General features: G+C 70.4%; 14 protein-coding genes and 1 pseudogene. 6 read left to right on the top strand and 9 right to left on the bottom strand.

Going from position 1 to position 15,576, the window contains the following annotated elements:
• The first annotated feature begins 85 nt into the window (after positions 1-85).
• Positions 86-2,099: pseudogene (locus tag ACM26Y_RS10070) on the top strand (SpoIIE family protein phosphatase).
• 41 nt (positions 2,100-2,140) lie between these two features.
• On the opposite strand, the gene ACM26Y_RS10065 reads toward ACM26Y_RS10070, so the two are convergent.
• The 8 genes from ACM26Y_RS10065 to ACM26Y_RS10030 all read right to left on the bottom strand — a co-directional run bounded on the left by ACM26Y_RS10065 (position 2,141) and on the right by ACM26Y_RS10030 (position 8,356).
• Entirely contained in the window at positions 2,141-2,380 is a 240-nt protein-coding gene (locus ACM26Y_RS10065; protein ID WP_017680511.1) for a WhiB family transcriptional regulator, read from the bottom strand.
• A gap of 333 nt (positions 2,381-2,713) precedes the next feature.
• Positions 2,714-3,880, bottom strand: coding sequence for a lycopene cyclase family protein (locus ACM26Y_RS10060; RefSeq protein WP_416063352.1), 1,167 nt, complete (start codon positions 3,878-3,880; stop codon positions 2,714-2,716).
• 71 nt (positions 3,881-3,951) lie between these two features.
• Entirely contained in the window at positions 3,952-4,959 is a 1,008-nt protein-coding gene (locus ACM26Y_RS10055; protein WP_416063351.1) for a heme-dependent oxidative N-demethylase family protein, read from the bottom strand.
• Between the two features lie 24 nt (positions 4,960-4,983).
• Entirely contained in the window at positions 4,984-5,460 is a 477-nt protein-coding gene (locus tag ACM26Y_RS10050; RefSeq protein WP_416063350.1) for a dimethylamine monooxygenase subunit DmmA family protein, read from the bottom strand.
• Entirely contained in the window at positions 5,457-6,464 is a 1,008-nt protein-coding gene (locus ACM26Y_RS10045; RefSeq protein WP_416063349.1) for a heme-dependent oxidative N-demethylase family protein, read from the bottom strand. The genes ACM26Y_RS10050 and ACM26Y_RS10045 overlap by 4 nt, the downstream gene beginning before the upstream one ends.
• A complete protein-coding gene (locus ACM26Y_RS10040) occupies positions 6,461-7,456 on the bottom strand; it encodes a PDR/VanB family oxidoreductase (RefSeq protein ID WP_416063348.1) in 996 nt (331 codons plus the stop codon). Before ACM26Y_RS10040 ends, ACM26Y_RS10045 begins: the two co-directional genes overlap by 4 nt.
• Positions 7,456-7,968: a dimethylamine monooxygenase subunit DmmA family protein gene (locus tag ACM26Y_RS10035; protein ID WP_003938144.1), complete on the bottom strand. Its 513-nt coding sequence runs from the start codon at positions 7,966-7,968 to the stop codon at positions 7,456-7,458. The genes ACM26Y_RS10040 and ACM26Y_RS10035 overlap by 1 nt, the downstream gene beginning before the upstream one ends.
• 10 nt (positions 7,969-7,978) lie before the next feature.
• Positions 7,979-8,356 carry a cupin domain-containing protein gene (locus tag ACM26Y_RS10030; RefSeq protein WP_003938143.1) on the bottom strand — a complete coding sequence of 126 codons (378 nt, stop codon included), beginning with the start codon at positions 8,354-8,356 and terminating at the stop codon, positions 7,979-7,981.
• Between the two features lie 297 nt (positions 8,357-8,653).
• Between ACM26Y_RS10030 and glnT the strand changes: the two genes are divergently transcribed.
• The 5 genes from glnT (at position 8,654) to ACM26Y_RS10005 (ending at position 13,838) form a co-directional block, all read left to right on the top strand.
• Positions 8,654-10,015: a type III glutamate--ammonia ligase gene (gene glnT, locus ACM26Y_RS10025; RefSeq protein WP_416063347.1), complete on the top strand. Its 1,362-nt coding sequence runs from the start codon at positions 8,654-8,656 to the stop codon at positions 10,013-10,015.
• Positions 10,016-10,061: 46 nt separating this feature from the next.
• Entirely contained in the window at positions 10,062-10,949 is an 888-nt protein-coding gene (locus ACM26Y_RS10020) for a glutamine amidotransferase (RefSeq protein WP_416063346.1), read from the top strand.
• Between the two features lie 44 nt (positions 10,950-10,993).
• Positions 10,994-11,707 carry a protein glxC gene (locus ACM26Y_RS10015; protein WP_052034015.1) on the top strand — a complete coding sequence of 238 codons (714 nt, stop codon included), beginning with the start codon at positions 10,994-10,996 and terminating at the stop codon, positions 11,705-11,707.
• 24 nt (positions 11,708-11,731) lie between these two features.
• The gene (locus ACM26Y_RS10010) at positions 11,732-13,057 is read left to right on the top strand and encodes an FMN-binding glutamate synthase family protein (RefSeq protein WP_416063345.1); all 1,326 of its coding nucleotides are present in this window, start codon (positions 11,732-11,734) and stop codon (positions 13,055-13,057) included.
• A 133-nt stretch (positions 13,058-13,190) separates the two neighbouring features.
• Positions 13,191-13,838: a helix-turn-helix domain-containing protein gene (locus ACM26Y_RS10005; protein WP_416063344.1), complete on the top strand. Its 648-nt coding sequence runs from the start codon at positions 13,191-13,193 to the stop codon at positions 13,836-13,838.
• Positions 13,839-14,011: 173 nt separating this feature from the next.
• Here the strand turns inward: ACM26Y_RS10005 and ACM26Y_RS10000 are convergent, their stop codons facing one another.
• Positions 14,012-15,364: an ammonium transporter gene (locus ACM26Y_RS10000; protein ID WP_003938137.1), complete on the bottom strand. Its 1,353-nt coding sequence runs from the start codon at positions 15,362-15,364 to the stop codon at positions 14,012-14,014.
• Positions 15,365-15,576 lie beyond the last annotated feature (212 nt).

The raw sequence follows: 15,576 nt of genomic DNA, 5'->3' as shown, positions 1-15,576 counted from the left end.
GCGGGCACGCCGCTGTACCGAAGCCCCGGCGGGGTATAGAACTGAAGGTGACGCCGCACCGCGGGGACCGGAGAAGGTACACGTCATGCCGGACGACGAGGACCTGTTCTCGGCCACCGGAGAGCCGGACACGGTTCTCCGCGTGTTCGAGGCGCTGCCGTTCGCTCTCGGGGCGTGGCAGGGACACGATCATGTGTACGTCGCGACCAATGCCGCCTACCGTGCGCTCCTCGGCCGGGACGATCTCCTCGGCCGGCCGGTGCGCGAGGTCGTCCCCGAACTCGAGGGTCAGCAGTTCTTCGAGCTGCTCGACCGGGTGGCGGCGACCGGCGTCGCCGAGACCGCCAAGGAATGGCGCATGCAGATCGACACCGACGGTAGCGGGGTAGTGCGCGAGCGCTACTTCGACTTCACCATCGCTCCCTGCCGCGACCCCGGCTGTGGCGTCGCCGGGCTGCTCTTCTTCGCCTCCGACGTGACCGAGAGCGTCCTGGCCAGGCACGTCGCCGAGGCCCGGGCCCAGCTGATGTCGGAGAAGTACGAGCAGGCCCGCGACGCGGTGACGGTGATGCAGCACGCCCTGCTGGCGCCGTCCGTTCCGGTCGTGCCGGGAGCCGAGGTGGCGGCGGCCTACCTGGTCGCCGCGGAGGACACTGCCGCCGGCGGCGACTGGTTCGACGCGCTGGCCCTCCCGAACGGCGAGCTCGCGCTCATCACCGGGGACGTCGTCGGGCACGGCGTCGAGGCCGCCGCCGTGATGGGACAACTCCGGGCGGTGCTGCGCCAGCAGATCCTCGCGGGTGCAGACGTCACCGGCGCCCTGTCCACTCTCGACGCCTTCTCGGCGCACGTCCCCGGCGCCCGCACCGCGACGGTCTGTGTCGTCGTGCTCGACACCGCCACCGGCCGAGTCTGCTACTGCACCGGCGGGCATCCCCCGCCGCTGGTGGCGAGCCCGGCGGGGGCGGTGCGCTACCTGTCCCCCTCGGGCGCGACGCCGATCGGTACCGGCTCGACGTTCCCCGTCGCCACCGACATCCTTGCTACCGGCGACGTCGTGCTGCTCTACACGGACGGGTTGATCGAGCGTCCCGGCCGGCCGCCCCCGGTAAGCACCGCCGAACTCGCGGAGCGGGCGGCCCTGAGCGTGACCGGCCGCTCGTTCCCGATCCCGGACACGCGCGCCCGGACGGTGGATCGGGTGTGCGGGGAAATCCTCGAATTCCTGCTCCGGGAAACCGGATACAGCGACGACGTGACCATCGTCGCCGCTCAGCGGACGGTGATGCCGGATCCCCTGCATCTTCACCTGCGCGCCGACCGGGAGGCGCCGAAGGCCGCGCGGGCGTCGCTGCGGTGGTGGCTCGTGCGCATCGGGGCCGACGATGCGGGAACCGTGGCCGTCGAGCACGCGGTCTCCGAACTCGTGTCCAACGTCGTCGAGCACGCCTATCCCGGCACCGCCGCCGGGCACACCCCGGTCGAGATCGGCGGCATTCTCGACGCCGACGGCTGCCTCCGGATCCGGGTGCGGGACCGGGGGCGCTGGAAGGCCCCCGCGAAAAACCCGGAGTCCCACCGGTTGCCGGGCAGCCGCGGCCGCGGGCTGACGATGGTCCGGCTCTTCGCCGACGATCTCCGCATCGACCGCGACGACACGGGCACGACTGCGACGGTGACGTTCCGGCTCACGCGCAGCGCCCGCGTCGTCACCGAATTCACCGACGGCGCGATCGTCGGTCGTCCCGATCCTCCGCGCGACTTCGCCGTCGACGAGACCACACCCGGCCGCCTCGCGGTGCGGGGGGGATGTCGACATCGACACCGCCCCCATCCTGAAGGGGTACCTCGACACGGCATCACGCGGCGGAACACTCTCGGTGACAGTGGATCTGAGCGAGGTCACCCATCTCGGCTCCGCCGGGGTCTCGTTGCTCTCGACGGCCCGGGACCGCGCGGCCAGGCAACACACCGCGGTCACCCTGGTGGCCCCACCGGGCACCACCGCCCATCATGTGCTCAGTCTGGTCGGACTCCACGCCCGGGCCGAACCCCGTGCGGGCGGCAGTGCCGAGTCCGCCGGGGACCCGCAGACGTGAACCGGCACCGACGAAATGTCGGTGCCGGAAGAAGACCCGGATCAGCTCGCGATCTTTCGTCTCCGGGACTGCACGTACTTCTCCCGCTCGGCGACCGACATACCACCCCACACCCCGTAGGGTTCGCCCATCGTGAGCGCGTGCTCACGGCACTGCTCGATGACCGGGCACCGATGGCACATCTCCTTGGCCTTCGACTCCCGCTGGTACCGCGCTCGGCCCCGTTCACCGTCGGGCGAGAAGAACACCGACGAGTCGACACCGCGGCACAAGCCCTGCATCTGCCAGTTCCAGACATCGACGGTCGGCCGGAGGGGGTGGGGTGACAATGGCACGGGGCTCTCCTTGACAGCAGGCTCACACGCAGTGCGAGCGGACCAAACGAAAGTCTGCGACCTTTCGCTCACTTCGATCCACGCGCCGAGACCCCCGCGAGGGGCCGCATCTCGGTTCGTCGATCTCATGGACCGGGGAGTACCCCACGCCACCGGAATTCATGCCAACAGAAAGTGAGATTTGTCGAAGATCCACGAAACTGGGGGTGGAACCCCGGCCGACCCGGTCCGCGACGCACATATCCCCTGTTCGCGATGCCCCGGAACCGCCGCGGACGGTCAGCGGCCGGCCATCGCCCTGAGCAATGGGGCCGCGGGCAGCGACGCGAACAGCGCCGCCTCGTCGCGCCACGACGACTCCTCGTCGAGGAACCGCAGGATCGGCTCCGCGGAGGACCGGTCGAACAGGCCCGCGAACGCGCGCTCGAGCACCGCGGGCCGCTCGACGACGGCCCGCAACAGCCCCTGGTCGTACCGGGCGAACCGGGACGGGGCCGGGCGCACGTCGAATGGATGTCCGTGCCGGGCGAGCGAGCGCGCGAGCGCCTCACTGTCGCGTTGGATCCGCTGATAGGCATATCCGCTGCTGCCCTTGAGCATCCCGCCCGCGGCGCCGATCCGCACGATGTTGCCGCGGCGCCGCGCCGGTGGCTGCGACGCCAGCGGGAGCCGCGCGGACTCGTCCGCCTCCACGACGTAGGTGCCCTCGTCGGCGCCGAGCACCGCCGCCAGGTACTCCCGGAGTGCGTCGTCGTGGCCGGCGGCGCCGACGGGCCCGGCGGCGGGGTGCGCGAAACTCGTGTGCTCGACGAGGGCGCGACGGTCGTCGGTGGGCAGCACGTACACGAAGGAGGCGGCCCGGCCCTGATCGGTGCGGAAGTCGAACAGGGTGGGGACATCGGGATCGAACAGGGGCGCTTCGGCGCGGATCCGCCACCCCCGGAAGTCCAGCCAGGCATCGGGGCTCGTCCCGTCGCCCGGGTCGGCGCTGTCGGGGCCGCGGCCGTCGAAGACCCACTCGGGGTGCAGTTCCGTCCCGTCGGACAGGCCGACCCGCGGACGGGCTCCGTCGTGCACGCGCGTCACGCGGCCGGCGCGGAGCCCGATGTCGTCGACTGCGTCCGTGATCTCGTCGACCACCGACACCAGATCGGCGCCACGGACGACGTCGTACCGGTACCGGCCGAGACCGAGGGTGCGGGACCGCCCGCCGGCGTGGACCCGGACCCGGGCGAACCGCGCGGAGACGGCGGTGTCGAGCAGTCCGGGCCGGCGGGACCAGAAAGCCCATCCGGCTTCTCGGATGTCGCGGGCGCCGTCGTCGACGAGCACCACCGGACCGGGCCGCGCCGGGACGGTGGCGAGATGGGCCGCCAGGGACAGGCCGCTCAGGCCCGCCCCCAGGACGGCGATGCCGCCGTCGACCGGTTCGTTCCAGGCTCGCACGCTCGCCCCTCCCCGTCGCCGGAGCCCTCTCCTTCGCCACCGTACCGGCCGGCGGGGACGGTCGTGCGGTCCTATGCGGCGTGGGCGCGTGTCCGTTCCCGCAACCAGGCCATCGCCGGCATGCGGTAGGAGTCGATGCCCTTGTACGCGGCGATCTCACCGGGCAGCTCCTCGACGATGTCGGCGAGCTGTTCGGCCCACACCGGGACCTGCACGATCTCCTCGAGCGGCGCCATGTAGGTGCGGATGTCGAACACGAGTGTCCCTGTCATGGGCAGCCGGATCAGGTGCTCCAGTTCGATACGCAGCTGGATGCGGCCCCAGTCGCGGTCGGCGACCAGCCGTGGCATGTCGTCCATCCATTCGGGCATCGTCTCGAGGCTGGTGTCCCGCCGCCGCGAGCCGACGGCGGAGAAGGTCCAGTTCACCCGCCGGTACGGCCGCTCGGTGGTGAGACGACGCATGAACTGCTCGGCGCGGTCGGTCACTCCGGTCGCGGTCAGGCCGGGTACGGGCCGGTGGATCTCGTGCAGGCTCATACCGATGTCGAACTTGACGGACCAGTCGGCGGACGACGTGACCAGCGCCGCGTCGAACCACAGGTGCCCGTCGCGCTCGGTCACCAGCAGCACGTCCTCGGGCAGCTGACATCCGATGAAGACCAGCGGGTGTTCCGGCAGGGTGGACAGATCGCCGAGGACGAACCGCTGATCGATCCCGAGAAGGTCGTTGCGCCAGCGGTACCCGCCGTTCTCGACGTCGAGATGCATGACGTCGGGGAAAGAGGTCGCCATGTCACGCATGTAGTAGAGCATCAGATCCCAGCACGCCGGCGTCATGTGGGGCAGCATCTGCACGCGCCCGGGGTCTGCCTCGAGGATCGCGCGGCGCAACCGCATCATCTCGAGGTACTCCTCGGGGCTCTTGCCCAGGTCGACGATGTGCTCGCCCCAGACCCCGGCGGCGGTCTCGGTGCGGCGCGGTGCCGGTTCGACGTTGACGGCGTAACGAAAGACTTTGTCGCCCTGGGGGAAGGGCCACGGCAGACAGGACAGGTCGCTGGTGACGGAGTCGGTCATTGAGAGTCCTTTCCGGATGGCGGGTCAGGCCACGGCGCCGAGGTAGGCACCGTGGTGCCCCGACAGATGGGGGCGGATCTCGAGGTCGAGGTCGCACGAACCGCAGGCGACGACATCCCCGGGTCCGGCATCGACGGACCCGGTCGTGCCGCAGTGCGGGCAGAACACCGGTACTCCGTCGACGGCCGTGACGTAGGTGGTCGTCTCGCACGGCAGCAGGCCGGCGGCGCGCGCGGCGGCCGTCGCCGCCATCGCTTCCCGCCGCGGACCGGCGATCAGCACGCGGGTACCGGCGCGGGCCTCGCGCACGAGCCGCGCCACCTCCGCAGCGCTCGCATCCCGGACCACGGTGGCGATGCGGCCGGCGGCGAGCGCCTCCGCCGCCCAGGCCGTCACCGCGGCCCGCGCGTCGGCGCAGCCACCGAGGCAGAACATGAGATGGATGCGCCCACTCGGATCGAGCGGGGGCACCGCACCGGTGACGAAACCGGAGTTCTTCACGGCCGCACACCCCCGAACTCGCGCAACCACTTCAGGCCCGGCTCGCGGGTGCGGGTGAGGCCCTTGTAGTCGGCCATGTCCTCGGGGAGTTCCTCGAGGACCCGGTAGAGCCGGTCGGCCCATTCCGGCACCAGCGCGATCTCCTCGAAGGGCAGCAGGTAGGTACGGACGAGGAACATGATCGCGCCGGACGCGCCGAGCCGGATCAGGTGCTGCACCTCGACCCGCAGGTGCAGGCGACGGCCGACGTCCTCGAGAGGCCCCTCGGCGAGCAGGCGCCGGTCGCGTCCCCACTCGGGATACGTCTCGGTGGCCGTGTCGAGCCGGCGGTCCACGGTCAAAGTCCAGTTGGTGCGCCGGTACCGTTGCCCGGGTTGCAGTCCCATGAGGAAGGACTGGGCGCGGGTGATCACCCCCTCGGTGTGGATGCGGGGCACGGGACCGTGGATCTGCAGGAAGCTCATCCCGACGTCGAAGCGCAGCGACCAGTCCGCCGCGAACGTCACCAGGCCCGCGTCGCCCCACAGGGCACCGTCGCGCTGGTCCAGCAACACGACGTCCTCCTGGATCTGCCGGCCGATGTACAGCAGGGGTGGCTCGGGCAGGGTGGCGGACTGCCCGTAGACGAACACGTGCTCGAGGTCGAGGGCGCGGTTGCTCCACCGCCGGGCGGTGCCGTCGCGGTCGAGCGCGAAGGTCTGCGGGTACGCCTCGGCCAGCATGGTCATCAGGGTGAGCATCGCGTCCCACTGGGCGACCTCCATGTGCCCGAGCGCCTGGAAGCGGCCCGGGTCGGCGTCGAGCACGCGCCGTCGTTCGGCGAGTTCGTCGAGGAGGAAGCCGTCCACGTCGACCGGGTGCTCACCCCACCCGCCGGCGGCCGTGTCGGCGGGGGTCCCGGCGGGTTCGACATTGGTGCTGTAGCGGTAGGTGTCGCGGGGGAACGGAAACGGGAACCGCGCGACGCGGTCCGGGAGTACCTCGAATTCGGTTGCGGCAGTCACAGGTCCAGCTCCAATCGGTCGCCGCCGGCGCGGGAGACGCAGGGCATCACGCAGTCGCCGGCGAGCTTCTCCGCGTCGGTCAGGTAGAGGTCGCGGTGCTCGATCGCGCCGCCGGTCACCGGGATCCGGCATTCGCCGCACACTCCCTGCCGGCACAGGTTCGGCACCGCAATCCCGTTCGTTTCGAGCGCGTCGAGCAGGCTCACGCCGGAGTTCACGGCGATGTCGATCCCGGTGCGGTTCAGATGCGCGGTGAACGGGGCTCCGGGGTCGAGGTCGCCGACACCGAAGTGCTCGTAGTGGACGCGGGCGTCCGGCCACCCCGCCCCGCGGGCGCGGGCGGTGAGTTCGTCGATCAGACCGGCGGGTCCGCACACGTACAGGTGCGTGCCGAGCGGCTGATCGAGCAGGGCCGGGCCGAGCGCGGCCCAGAGCTGCGCGGGTGTGTGGTAGGTGTGCAGGCGGTCGCCGCACAGTTCGCGCAGCTCGCCCAGGTGCGGGCCGTCGCCCTGGCGGAAGGTGTAGTGGACCTCGAAGGAGCGGCCCCACTGCGCGGCGGCGCGGGCGTGCGAGAGGATGGGTGTGACGCCGATACCACCGGCCACCAGCAGGTGATGGCGCGCGGTGAGAATCGGCGCGAAGGCACTCCGGGGCCGGCTGACCTCCACGACGTCGCCGACCTCGAGATTGTGGACCCAGCGGGAGCCGCCCCGGCCGGTCTCGTCGAGCCGCACGGAGATCGAGTAGCTCTGCGGTTCGAGCTCCGGACCGGTCAGGGAGTAGGAATTGCGGCGGGGCCGGCCGTCGTCGTGGGGGCCGCAGGAGAGCACGACGTGGCTGCCCGGGGTGAACGACGGCAGTGGCGCACCGGTGGGGTCGACGAACCGCACGTGCCGCACACCGGTGGCGACGGTGGTCACCTCGGCGACGGCGAGGGTCAGGGTCGCGTCGTTGCGCCGGACGGCCGCTCCGGCGTCGGATACGAGTGTCATCAGCATTCCTCCGCGTCGAGCTGGTAGCCGAGATATGCGCCGTGGTGGCGCGAAACATGGTGGTAGACGACGAGGTTCGCCGCGCATCCCGGGCACGTGCTCGTCTGCCCGATCGCGGCGGCGGTGTCGTGGGTGTGCCGGCAGTGCGCGCAGTACACCGTGCGGGTGTCCGTGGTCAGCACCTCGGGCAGGATCTCGTCGTCGAGCGCCCCCGCGGCGACGGCCACGGCCCGGGCGGCGAGGACGGCGGCCTCGTCGCCCACCAGGACGAGCCGCCAGCCGACGCGGGCCGCGGAGAGCTGTCGCTGCAGGACCTCCGCGGCCGCGTCGCCCCAGGTGGCGGGCGCCCGTAGCCAGCTCACCCGCCGGCCTTCGAAAGAGGTCACCAGGCGGCGGGCGTGGTCGGTGGCGGCGTCGCCGAACGACAGGACGGTGACCGCCCTGCCGCCGTCGGCGACGACGCGCTCCTCGTCCCAGCGCGGGACGCTGGTCGTCTCCGTACAGACACTCATGTCCGGGTCCTCACGGCGCGAACGTGCGCTGGCCGACGTAGAACGCCAGCGCACCGTCGGGCGTGGTGAAGCGGATGCGTGAGCCCTTGGGGAAGAAGATCGCGTCCTTGGCGCGGGCGATCGCGACCTGGCCGGTGTCGAGGTTCTCGAGGCGGAACTCGCCTTCGAGGACGACCTTCATCTCGTCGTATTCGTACAGGTAGTCCAGGGGGGCGTCGGTGTGCTCGAGCTTGAAGTATCCGGCGGCCATCTCCGACCCCTCGGGGTTGGGGTAGACGTCGTCGATGAAGCCTTCGGTGCCCGGGAATTCGTCGGTGGACATCTGGGGCAGGCTCTTCCAGAAGTCGGCGGTGACGCGGAACGCGGGGACGGTGGTGGTCTCTGCCATGGAGGCTCCTGGGTTCGAGGCCGGTTGCACCGGCGGGGTGAGAAGAACGTCGATCGCTGACGTGAAACAGACAGTAATGAGATGAAACACCCCGGGCGGTTGCCGTCGCGTTAACGCATGTAACCGAATCCTCTCGGCCCGAGGGAAATTCGCGATTCGGCGGAACTCCGGCGGACCGGGCCGGACCGTCACCACAAACTCACGACCACGTAACACGGTCGTCATGCATGCTATGTTTCATTTCATTCGACAGCGATTCACCTTATGAAACCTCGCCGCCGGACCTCAGGAGCACCCATGACGCTCGAAGCCACCGATCTCCCCGTGATGCGTCTGCCCTCCACGGACGCCCCCGCCGCCGATCTCGCCGCTCTCGCCCGCGCCACCGACACCCGCTTCGTCCTCGCGGTGTTCACCAATCTCGCCGGAAAGCCCTGCGCCAAGCTCGTCCCGGTCGAGGCGGTCGACGAGCTCCAGTCCGACGGGGTCGGTTTCGCCGGCTACGCCGCCGGAGCGATGGGTCAGGTCCCGAAGGATCCCGACCTCGTCGCACTCCCGGACCCCACTTCCTTCACGCCGATCCCGTTCGTGCGTCAGGGCCTCGCGCTGGTGCACTGCGACCCCCACGTCGAGGGCAAGCCCTGGCCCTACGCCCCTCGGGTGATCCTGAAGCAGGTCCTGGGCAAGGCCGCCGAGCGTGGCCTCTCCGTCAAGGTCGGTGCCGAGATCGAGTACTTCCTCGTCCAGCGGGACGAGGACGGGACGCTGCGCACCGCCGACGTGCTCGACACCTCGCGGCAGCCCTGCTACGACGCCCGGGACGTCACCCGCATGTACGAACACCTGACCTCGATCTCCGCGGCGATGAACTCCCTCGGCTGGGGCAACTACGCCAACGACCACGAGGACGGCAACGGACAGTTCGAGCAGAACTTCCACTACGCCGACGCGATGACCACCGCCGACCGCGTAGTCACGCTGCGCTACCTGATCTCGGTGCTCGCCGAGCAGCGCGGCATGACCGCGACCTTCATGCCCAAGCCGTTCGCCGACCGCACCGGCTCGGGCATGCACATGCACCTGTCGCTGTGGCGGGCGGACGGGGCCGCGTTCCCCGATGCCGACGACCCCCGCGGACTCGGGCTGTCCGAGACCGCGTACGCGTTCATCGCCGGCATCCTCGACCATGCCTGCGCCCTGCAGGGTGTGATCGCCCCGACCGTCAACTCCTACAAGCGAACCGGAGCCACCGCCACCAGCTCCGGCGCGACGTGGTCGCCGCGGCACGCCACCTACGGCGGCAACGACCGCACCCACTACCTGCGTGTTCCGGACGGCAACCGCGTCGAGCTGCGCGGTGGGGACGGCTCGGCCAACCCCTACCTCGCTGCCGCCGCAGCCGTCGCGGCGGGCCTCGACGGCATCGACCGCAGGCTCGATCCCGGTGCACCCGGCGGCACCCCGAATCCGGAGACGCTGCCGATGACCCTGCTGCACGCGATGGACGCCCTCACCGCCGACCCCGTCGTGACCGGCGCCCTCGATGCCGCCGGCCCGGGTGTCGCCGAGTACTTCGCCGCCCTCAAGCGCGAGGAGTTCTTCCACTGGCACAACACCGTGACCGCGTGGGAGATCGACAGCTACCTGACCGCCTTCTGACCCGTTCGGGTCACCGCGAACGACGATCGAAAAGGAGAGACGACCCATGTGCGGAATCGTCGGGCTTCACCTGCGTGACGCCGCCCTCGCCCCCCGCCTGGGCAGCCTGCTGACCGGCATGCTCGGCCAGATGGTCGACCGGGGGCCGGATTCGGCCGGGGTCGCCCTCTACGGCGACCCCACCTTCTCCCCCGCCGGCCACACCTCGGTGTCCCTGCTCGGCGCCGCCCCGGACCTCGCCGCCACCGTGGGTGCCGCACTCGGGGTGAGCGTGACCGGCATCGACCTGGCACCCACCACGGTGCTGCACGCGCCGGTTCCGGCGCAGCTGCTCGCCGACACCGTCCGCGCTGTCGATCCCGGCGCCACGCTCATCGGCTTCGGCGACGACGTCACCGTCCTCAAGGGCATGGGTGACCCGGTGGCGCTGGCCGAGGGCTTCGGGATCCCCGTCGCCTCCGGATGGCAGGGCGTCGGCCACACCCGCATGGCCACCGAATCGGCCGTCACCGCCGCCGGCTCGCACCCGTTCGCCGTCGGCCCGGATCAGTGCCTGGTGCACAACGGCTCGTTCTCCAACCACCTGTCGGTCAAGCGGGAACTCGAGGCCGAGGGGGTGGCGTTCGACAGCGCGAACGACACCGAGGTCGGGGCGCGATTCGTCGCCAAGCACCTCGCCGAAGGCGCCGACCTCGAGAAGGCCCTGCGGCTGCTCGGAGACCGCTTCGACGGGTTCTACACCCTGCTCGTGTCGACGTCCGACTCCTTCGCCGTCGTGCGTGACCCGATCGCGTGCAAGCCCGCGATCGTCGCCGAGACCGACGCGTACGTCGCGATGGCCTCCGAGTTCCGGGCCCTCGCCGGTCTGCCCGGCATCGCGGACGCCCACATCTTCGAACCCGAGCCGGAGCGGGTCTACGTATGGCACCGCTGACCAGCACCGACGCTTCCCCCACCGCTTCGACGCCGGAGACGACCATGCCTGCCGAGACCCTGCCTGCCGACACCCCTGCCGCCACCACGACGTACGACCTCGACGTCACCACCACGCGCGAACTGAACGCCGCACTGCAGGCCACCGAGGCGCCCGCGTCGGTGACCGTCACCAATCCCCAGGGCAAGCACGCCCTCGCGTGCGGGCTCGACCGGCCGATCGACGTGCGCATCGAAGGCCACGTCGGCTACTACGCCGCCGGAATGAACAAGCACGCGACCGTCACCGTGGCGGGCAACGCCGGGGTCGGGGTCGCCGAGAACATGATGTCGGGCACGGTGCGCGTCACCGGGGACGCCTCTCAGTCCGCCGGCGCCACGGCCCACGGCGGGTTGCTGGTGATCGAGGGCAACGCCGCCGCCCGCTGCGGCATCTCCATGAAGGGCGTGGACATCGTCGTCGGCGGCAGCATCGGCCACATGAGCGCCTTCATGGGACAGGCCGGGCGGCTCGTCGTCCTCGGCGATGCCGGTGAGGCCCTCGGAGATTCGTTGTACGAGACACGCATCTACGTGCGCGGCACCGTCGCCTCCCTCGGCGCGGACTGCGTGAAGAAGGAGATGCGGCCCGAGCACCTCGAGGAACTGCGCGACCTCCTCCGGGCGGCCGGCTTCGACGCCGACCCGGCCGAGTTCACCCGCTACGGCTCGGCCCGCGGGCTCTACCACTTCCACGTCGACAACGCCTCGGCGTACTGATCGCACCGTATCCAGGAGACTCCCATGACCTTCCAGCCCGGACTTCGTGAGTCGGCCACCTTCGACCGCAACGTCATCCACGAGATCCAGCGTGCCGCCGACACCGGCATCTACGACATCCGTGGATGGGGCGCCAAGCGCAAGCTTCCGCACTTCGACGACCTGCTGTTCCTCGGCGCGTCGATGTCGCGATACCCCCTCGAGGGTTATCGCGAGAAGTGTGAGACCGACGTGGTCCTCGGCGACCGGCACGCGAAGTACCCACTGCACCTGGACATCCCGGTGACCATCGCCGGGATGAGCTTCGGGGCGCTGTCCGGCCGGGCGAAGGAGGCGCTCGGGCGCGGCGCGAGCGAGGTCGGCACCTCCACCACCACCGGCGACGGTGGGATGACGCCGGAGGAACGCGGCCAGTCCAAGCACCTCGTCTACCAGTACCTGCCGTCGCGCTACGGGATGAACCCCGACGACCTGCGCAAGGCCGATGCGATCGAGGTCGTCCTCGGCCAGGGAGCCAAGCCCGGGGGCGGCGGCATGCTGCTCGGTCAGAAGATCACCGAGCGCGTCGCCGGAATGCGCACCCTGCCGGTCGGGATCGATCAGCGCAGCGCGTGCCGGCACCCCGACTGGACCGGTCCGGACGACCTCGCGATCAAGATCATCGAGCTGCGGGAGATCACCGGATGGGAGAAGCCGATCTATGTGAAGGTGGGCGCGACCCGTACCTACTACGACGTCAAGCTCGCCGCGAAGGCCGGCGCCGACGTCGTCGTCGTCGACGGCATGCAGGGCGGCACGGCGGCCACGCAGGACGTGTTCATCGAACACGTCGGGATCCCGACGCTCGCCGCGATCCCGCAGGCCGTGCAGGCGCTGCAGGAGCTGGGGATGCACCGCACCCCGGGCGGCGTGCAGCTCGTCGTCTCCGGCGGCATCCGCTCGGGTGCGGACGTCGCCAAGGCCATGGCCCTCGGCGCGGACGCCGTCGCGATCGGCACCGCCGCGTTGATCGCGTTGGGCGACAACGACCCCCGATTCCATTCGGAGTACGAGAAACTCGGCTCCGCCGCCGGGTTCTACGACGACTTCCAGGACGGCAAGGACCCGGCGGGCATCACCACGCAGGATCCGGAGCTGCAGGCCCGGTTCGATCCGGTCGAGGGCGGCCGCCGCCTCGCGAACTACCTGCGCGTGCTGACCATGGAGGCACAGACCATCGCGCGTGCCTGCGGCAAGTCCCACCTGCGCAACCTCGAGCCCCAGGACCTCGTGGCCCTGACGCTCGAGTCGGCCGCCATGGCGCGCGTGCCGCTGGCCGGCACCGACTGGATTCCCGGCCGAGGCTCCTGAGCCGCTCCCGCCTTCCACCGAGCGAATGTGCCTTACTGTCGGCCTGTCCGACGGCAAGGCACATTCGCTCGCTTTCGCATGTGCACCCCCGCACGACCGTCCACTGCCGGGAAACAACACGTACAGTGAGGACATGAGCAGTCCCGAGCGCCCCGTACTGCACGATGCGCCGGGCCGGGAGGTCCCACGCGACACCCCGACCGGGGTGGACCTGGAACGCGCCATCGCCCGCGAGGTCCGCAAGCTGCGGATCGCCAGCGGGCTCTCCGTGGGCGACATGGCCGCGAAGGTGGGCATCTCCAAGGCGATGCTGTCGAAGATCGAGAATGCCCAGACATCGTGCAGCCTGTCGACTCTCGCTCGCCTGGCGGCAGGTCTCGACGTCCCGGTGACGTCGCTGTTCCGGGGCGCCGACGCGCAACGCGAGGCGGTGTTCGTCAAGGCCGGGCAGGGCGCGGAGATCGTCGGCCGCGGTACCCGCGTCGGGCACCACTACGAACTCCTCGGCACGCTGCGGGGTCAGCACAAGCGGCTCGAGCCGGTACTGGTGACGCTCACCGACGGGAGCGAGGTCTTCCCCCTGTTCCAGCACCCGGGAACCGAGCTGCTCTACATGCTCGAGGGCGAGATGGTCTACGGGCATGGCGAATCCGAGTACCGGCTCCAGCCGGGCGACGCCCTGCTGCTCGACGGTGAGGGCATCCACGGACCGAACGAACTCGTCACCCTGCCGATCCGGTTCCTCGCCGTCACCGCGTATCCCGACAAACACCAGGACTGACCGCCGCGGCGATCGGGAGAACGGCGAGCGGGAGGTTTTCGCCCCGAGCGGGAGGAGGTCGCGGCGTTTCGCGGGTGCCGACCGCCACCACCGCCCGCTCGTCGGGAGAACCTCCCGCTCACGCCGACGAGACCCCCGCCGGAGCGGGGGCCTCGCTCGGCCGGCTCTTTCGCTCAGATCTTCTCGGCGGCGGCCTTCGACGTGAGGGCCGTCGCGGCCTCGGCCACCGACGCCGCCTCCGGGCGGGACGTGCCGGAGAATCCCACCGCGTCGAGGACGTACGCAGTTTCGCCGTGCACGACGACGTCGAGGCCTTCGTATTCGGTCTCCGGGTCGACGCGCAGGCCCATGGCCAGGTCGAGACCCTTGGCGATGATCCAGGTGACCGCGAAGGAATAGGTCAGCACCGCGAGCACGGCGACGGTCTGGGTGCCCAGCAGGCCGAATCCGCCGCCGTAGAAGAGCCCGGTCGCACCGCTCGGCGCCGCCGGTACGGCCAGCAATCCGATGAGAATCGTGCCCAGGACGCCGCCGACGAGGTGGATGCCCACGACGTCGAGCGCGTCGTCGTAGCCCAGGCGGAACTTCAGCGAGATCGCGAAGCAGCACAGCGCGCCGGCCAGGGCACCGACGACGAGCGCGCCGATCGGCGAGACCGCACCGCAGGCCGGGGTGATCGCGACGAGGGCGGCGATGAGGCCGGACGCCGCACCGAGGGTGGTGGCGTGGCCCTCCCGCAGCTTCTCGACGATCAGCCAGCCACAGATGCCGGCGCACGCCGCGGCGAGGGTGTTGAGCACCACGACGGAGGCACTGTTGTTCGCGGCGAGCGCGGAACCACCGTTGAAGCCGAACCAGCCGAAGAACAGGATGCCGGCGCCGAGAACGGTCAGTGGAAGGCTGTGCGGCCGAGGCGGATTGAGGAACGAGCGGCGCTTGCCGAGGACGAGGATCACGGCGAGCGCCGCGATGCCGGCGTTGATGTGCACGGCGGTGCCGCCGGCGAAGTCGACCGCACCGAGGGTGTTGGCGATCCAACCGCCGACGATCGACCCGTCCTCCGAGTCGAACGCGAACACCCAGTGCGCGACGGGGAAGTACACCAGCACCGCCCACAGCCCGGCGAACACCATCCAGGCCGAGAACTTCATGCGGTCGGCGAGGGCGCCACACACGAGCGCGACGGTGATGCCTGCGAACAGCAGCTGGAATCCTGCTATCAGGGCCGGGGGCAGTCCCGGTTCGGCCGGCGCCTCGAGCAGCTGGCCGAGCCCGAGATACTCGAGGGGGTTGCCGAGCAGTCCGGCACCGCCGAGCGAGTTTCCGAGCACGGCCGAGTAGCCGAACAGCACCCACAGGACTCCGACCAGCGCGAATCCTGCAAATGTCATCATGATCATGTTGAGCGTGCTGCGGACGCTCACCATGCCGCCGTAGAACAGCGCGAGCCCGGGAACCATCAGCGAGACCGCCGTGAAGGCCGCGAGAATCCAGGCGGTGTCGGCGGCAGCGATTGCCTCTTCCATAGGTGTCCACCTTGTTCAGTCCCGAGGGATCGCCCCTCGTACGTGTCGCGGTGACTGTCTTATGTTGTTAATCACCGTCACCTGAGAGTGAACCTGCTGTGTAATGAGCGTGGGAGTCGCCGGTGAACTTCGTGTAACGGCGGCTCGCCCTCGGGAACCGCGACCGCCCAGCGCTCGCTCGGCCACGCCCGGTAGCGTTCGAACCGGTATAC

It is taken from the genome of Rhodococcus indonesiensis (genome assembly GCF_047782815.1).
Classification (GTDB): Bacteria; Actinomycetota; Actinomycetes; order Mycobacteriales; family Mycobacteriaceae; genus Rhodococcus; species Rhodococcus indonesiensis.
Note: the sequence above shows the minus strand (reverse complement) of the source record. Positions and strands in the feature narration are given on the sequence as shown.

What these genes read in the sequence shown, in the direction of transcription:
- ACM26Y_RS10015 (WP_052034015.1), top strand. Translation starts at nt 10,994, where the DNA reads ATGCCTGCCGAGACCCTGCCTGCCGACACCCCTGCCGCCACCACGACG.
- ACM26Y_RS10065 (WP_017680511.1), bottom strand. Translation starts at nt 2,380, where the DNA reads ATGCAGGGCTTGTGCCGCGGTGTCGACTCGTCGGTGTTCTTCTCGCCC.
- ACM26Y_RS10020 (WP_416063346.1), top strand. Translation starts at nt 10,062, where the DNA reads ATGTGCGGAATCGTCGGGCTTCACCTGCGTGACGCCGCCCTCGCCCCC.
- ACM26Y_RS10000 (WP_003938137.1), bottom strand. Translation starts at nt 15,364, where the DNA reads ATGGAAGAGGCAATCGCTGCCGCCGACACCGCCTGGATTCTCGCGGCC.
- glnT (WP_416063347.1), top strand. Translation starts at nt 8,654, where the DNA reads ATGACGCTCGAAGCCACCGATCTCCCCGTGATGCGTCTGCCCTCCACG.
- ACM26Y_RS10010 (WP_416063345.1), top strand. Translation starts at nt 11,732, where the DNA reads ATGACCTTCCAGCCCGGACTTCGTGAGTCGGCCACCTTCGACCGCAAC.
- ACM26Y_RS10035 (WP_003938144.1), bottom strand. Translation starts at nt 7,968, where the DNA reads ATGAGTGTCTGTACGGAGACGACCAGCGTCCCGCGCTGGGACGAGGAG.
- ACM26Y_RS10005 (WP_416063344.1), top strand. Translation starts at nt 13,191, where the DNA reads ATGAGCAGTCCCGAGCGCCCCGTACTGCACGATGCGCCGGGCCGGGAG.
- ACM26Y_RS10030 (WP_003938143.1), bottom strand. Translation starts at nt 8,356, where the DNA reads ATGGCAGAGACCACCACCGTCCCCGCGTTCCGCGTCACCGCCGACTTC.
- ACM26Y_RS10040 (WP_416063348.1), bottom strand. Translation starts at nt 7,456, where the DNA reads ATGACACTCGTATCCGACGCCGGAGCGGCCGTCCGGCGCAACGACGCG.
- ACM26Y_RS10055 (WP_416063351.1), bottom strand. Translation starts at nt 4,959, where the DNA reads ATGACCGACTCCGTCACCAGCGACCTGTCCTGTCTGCCGTGGCCCTTC.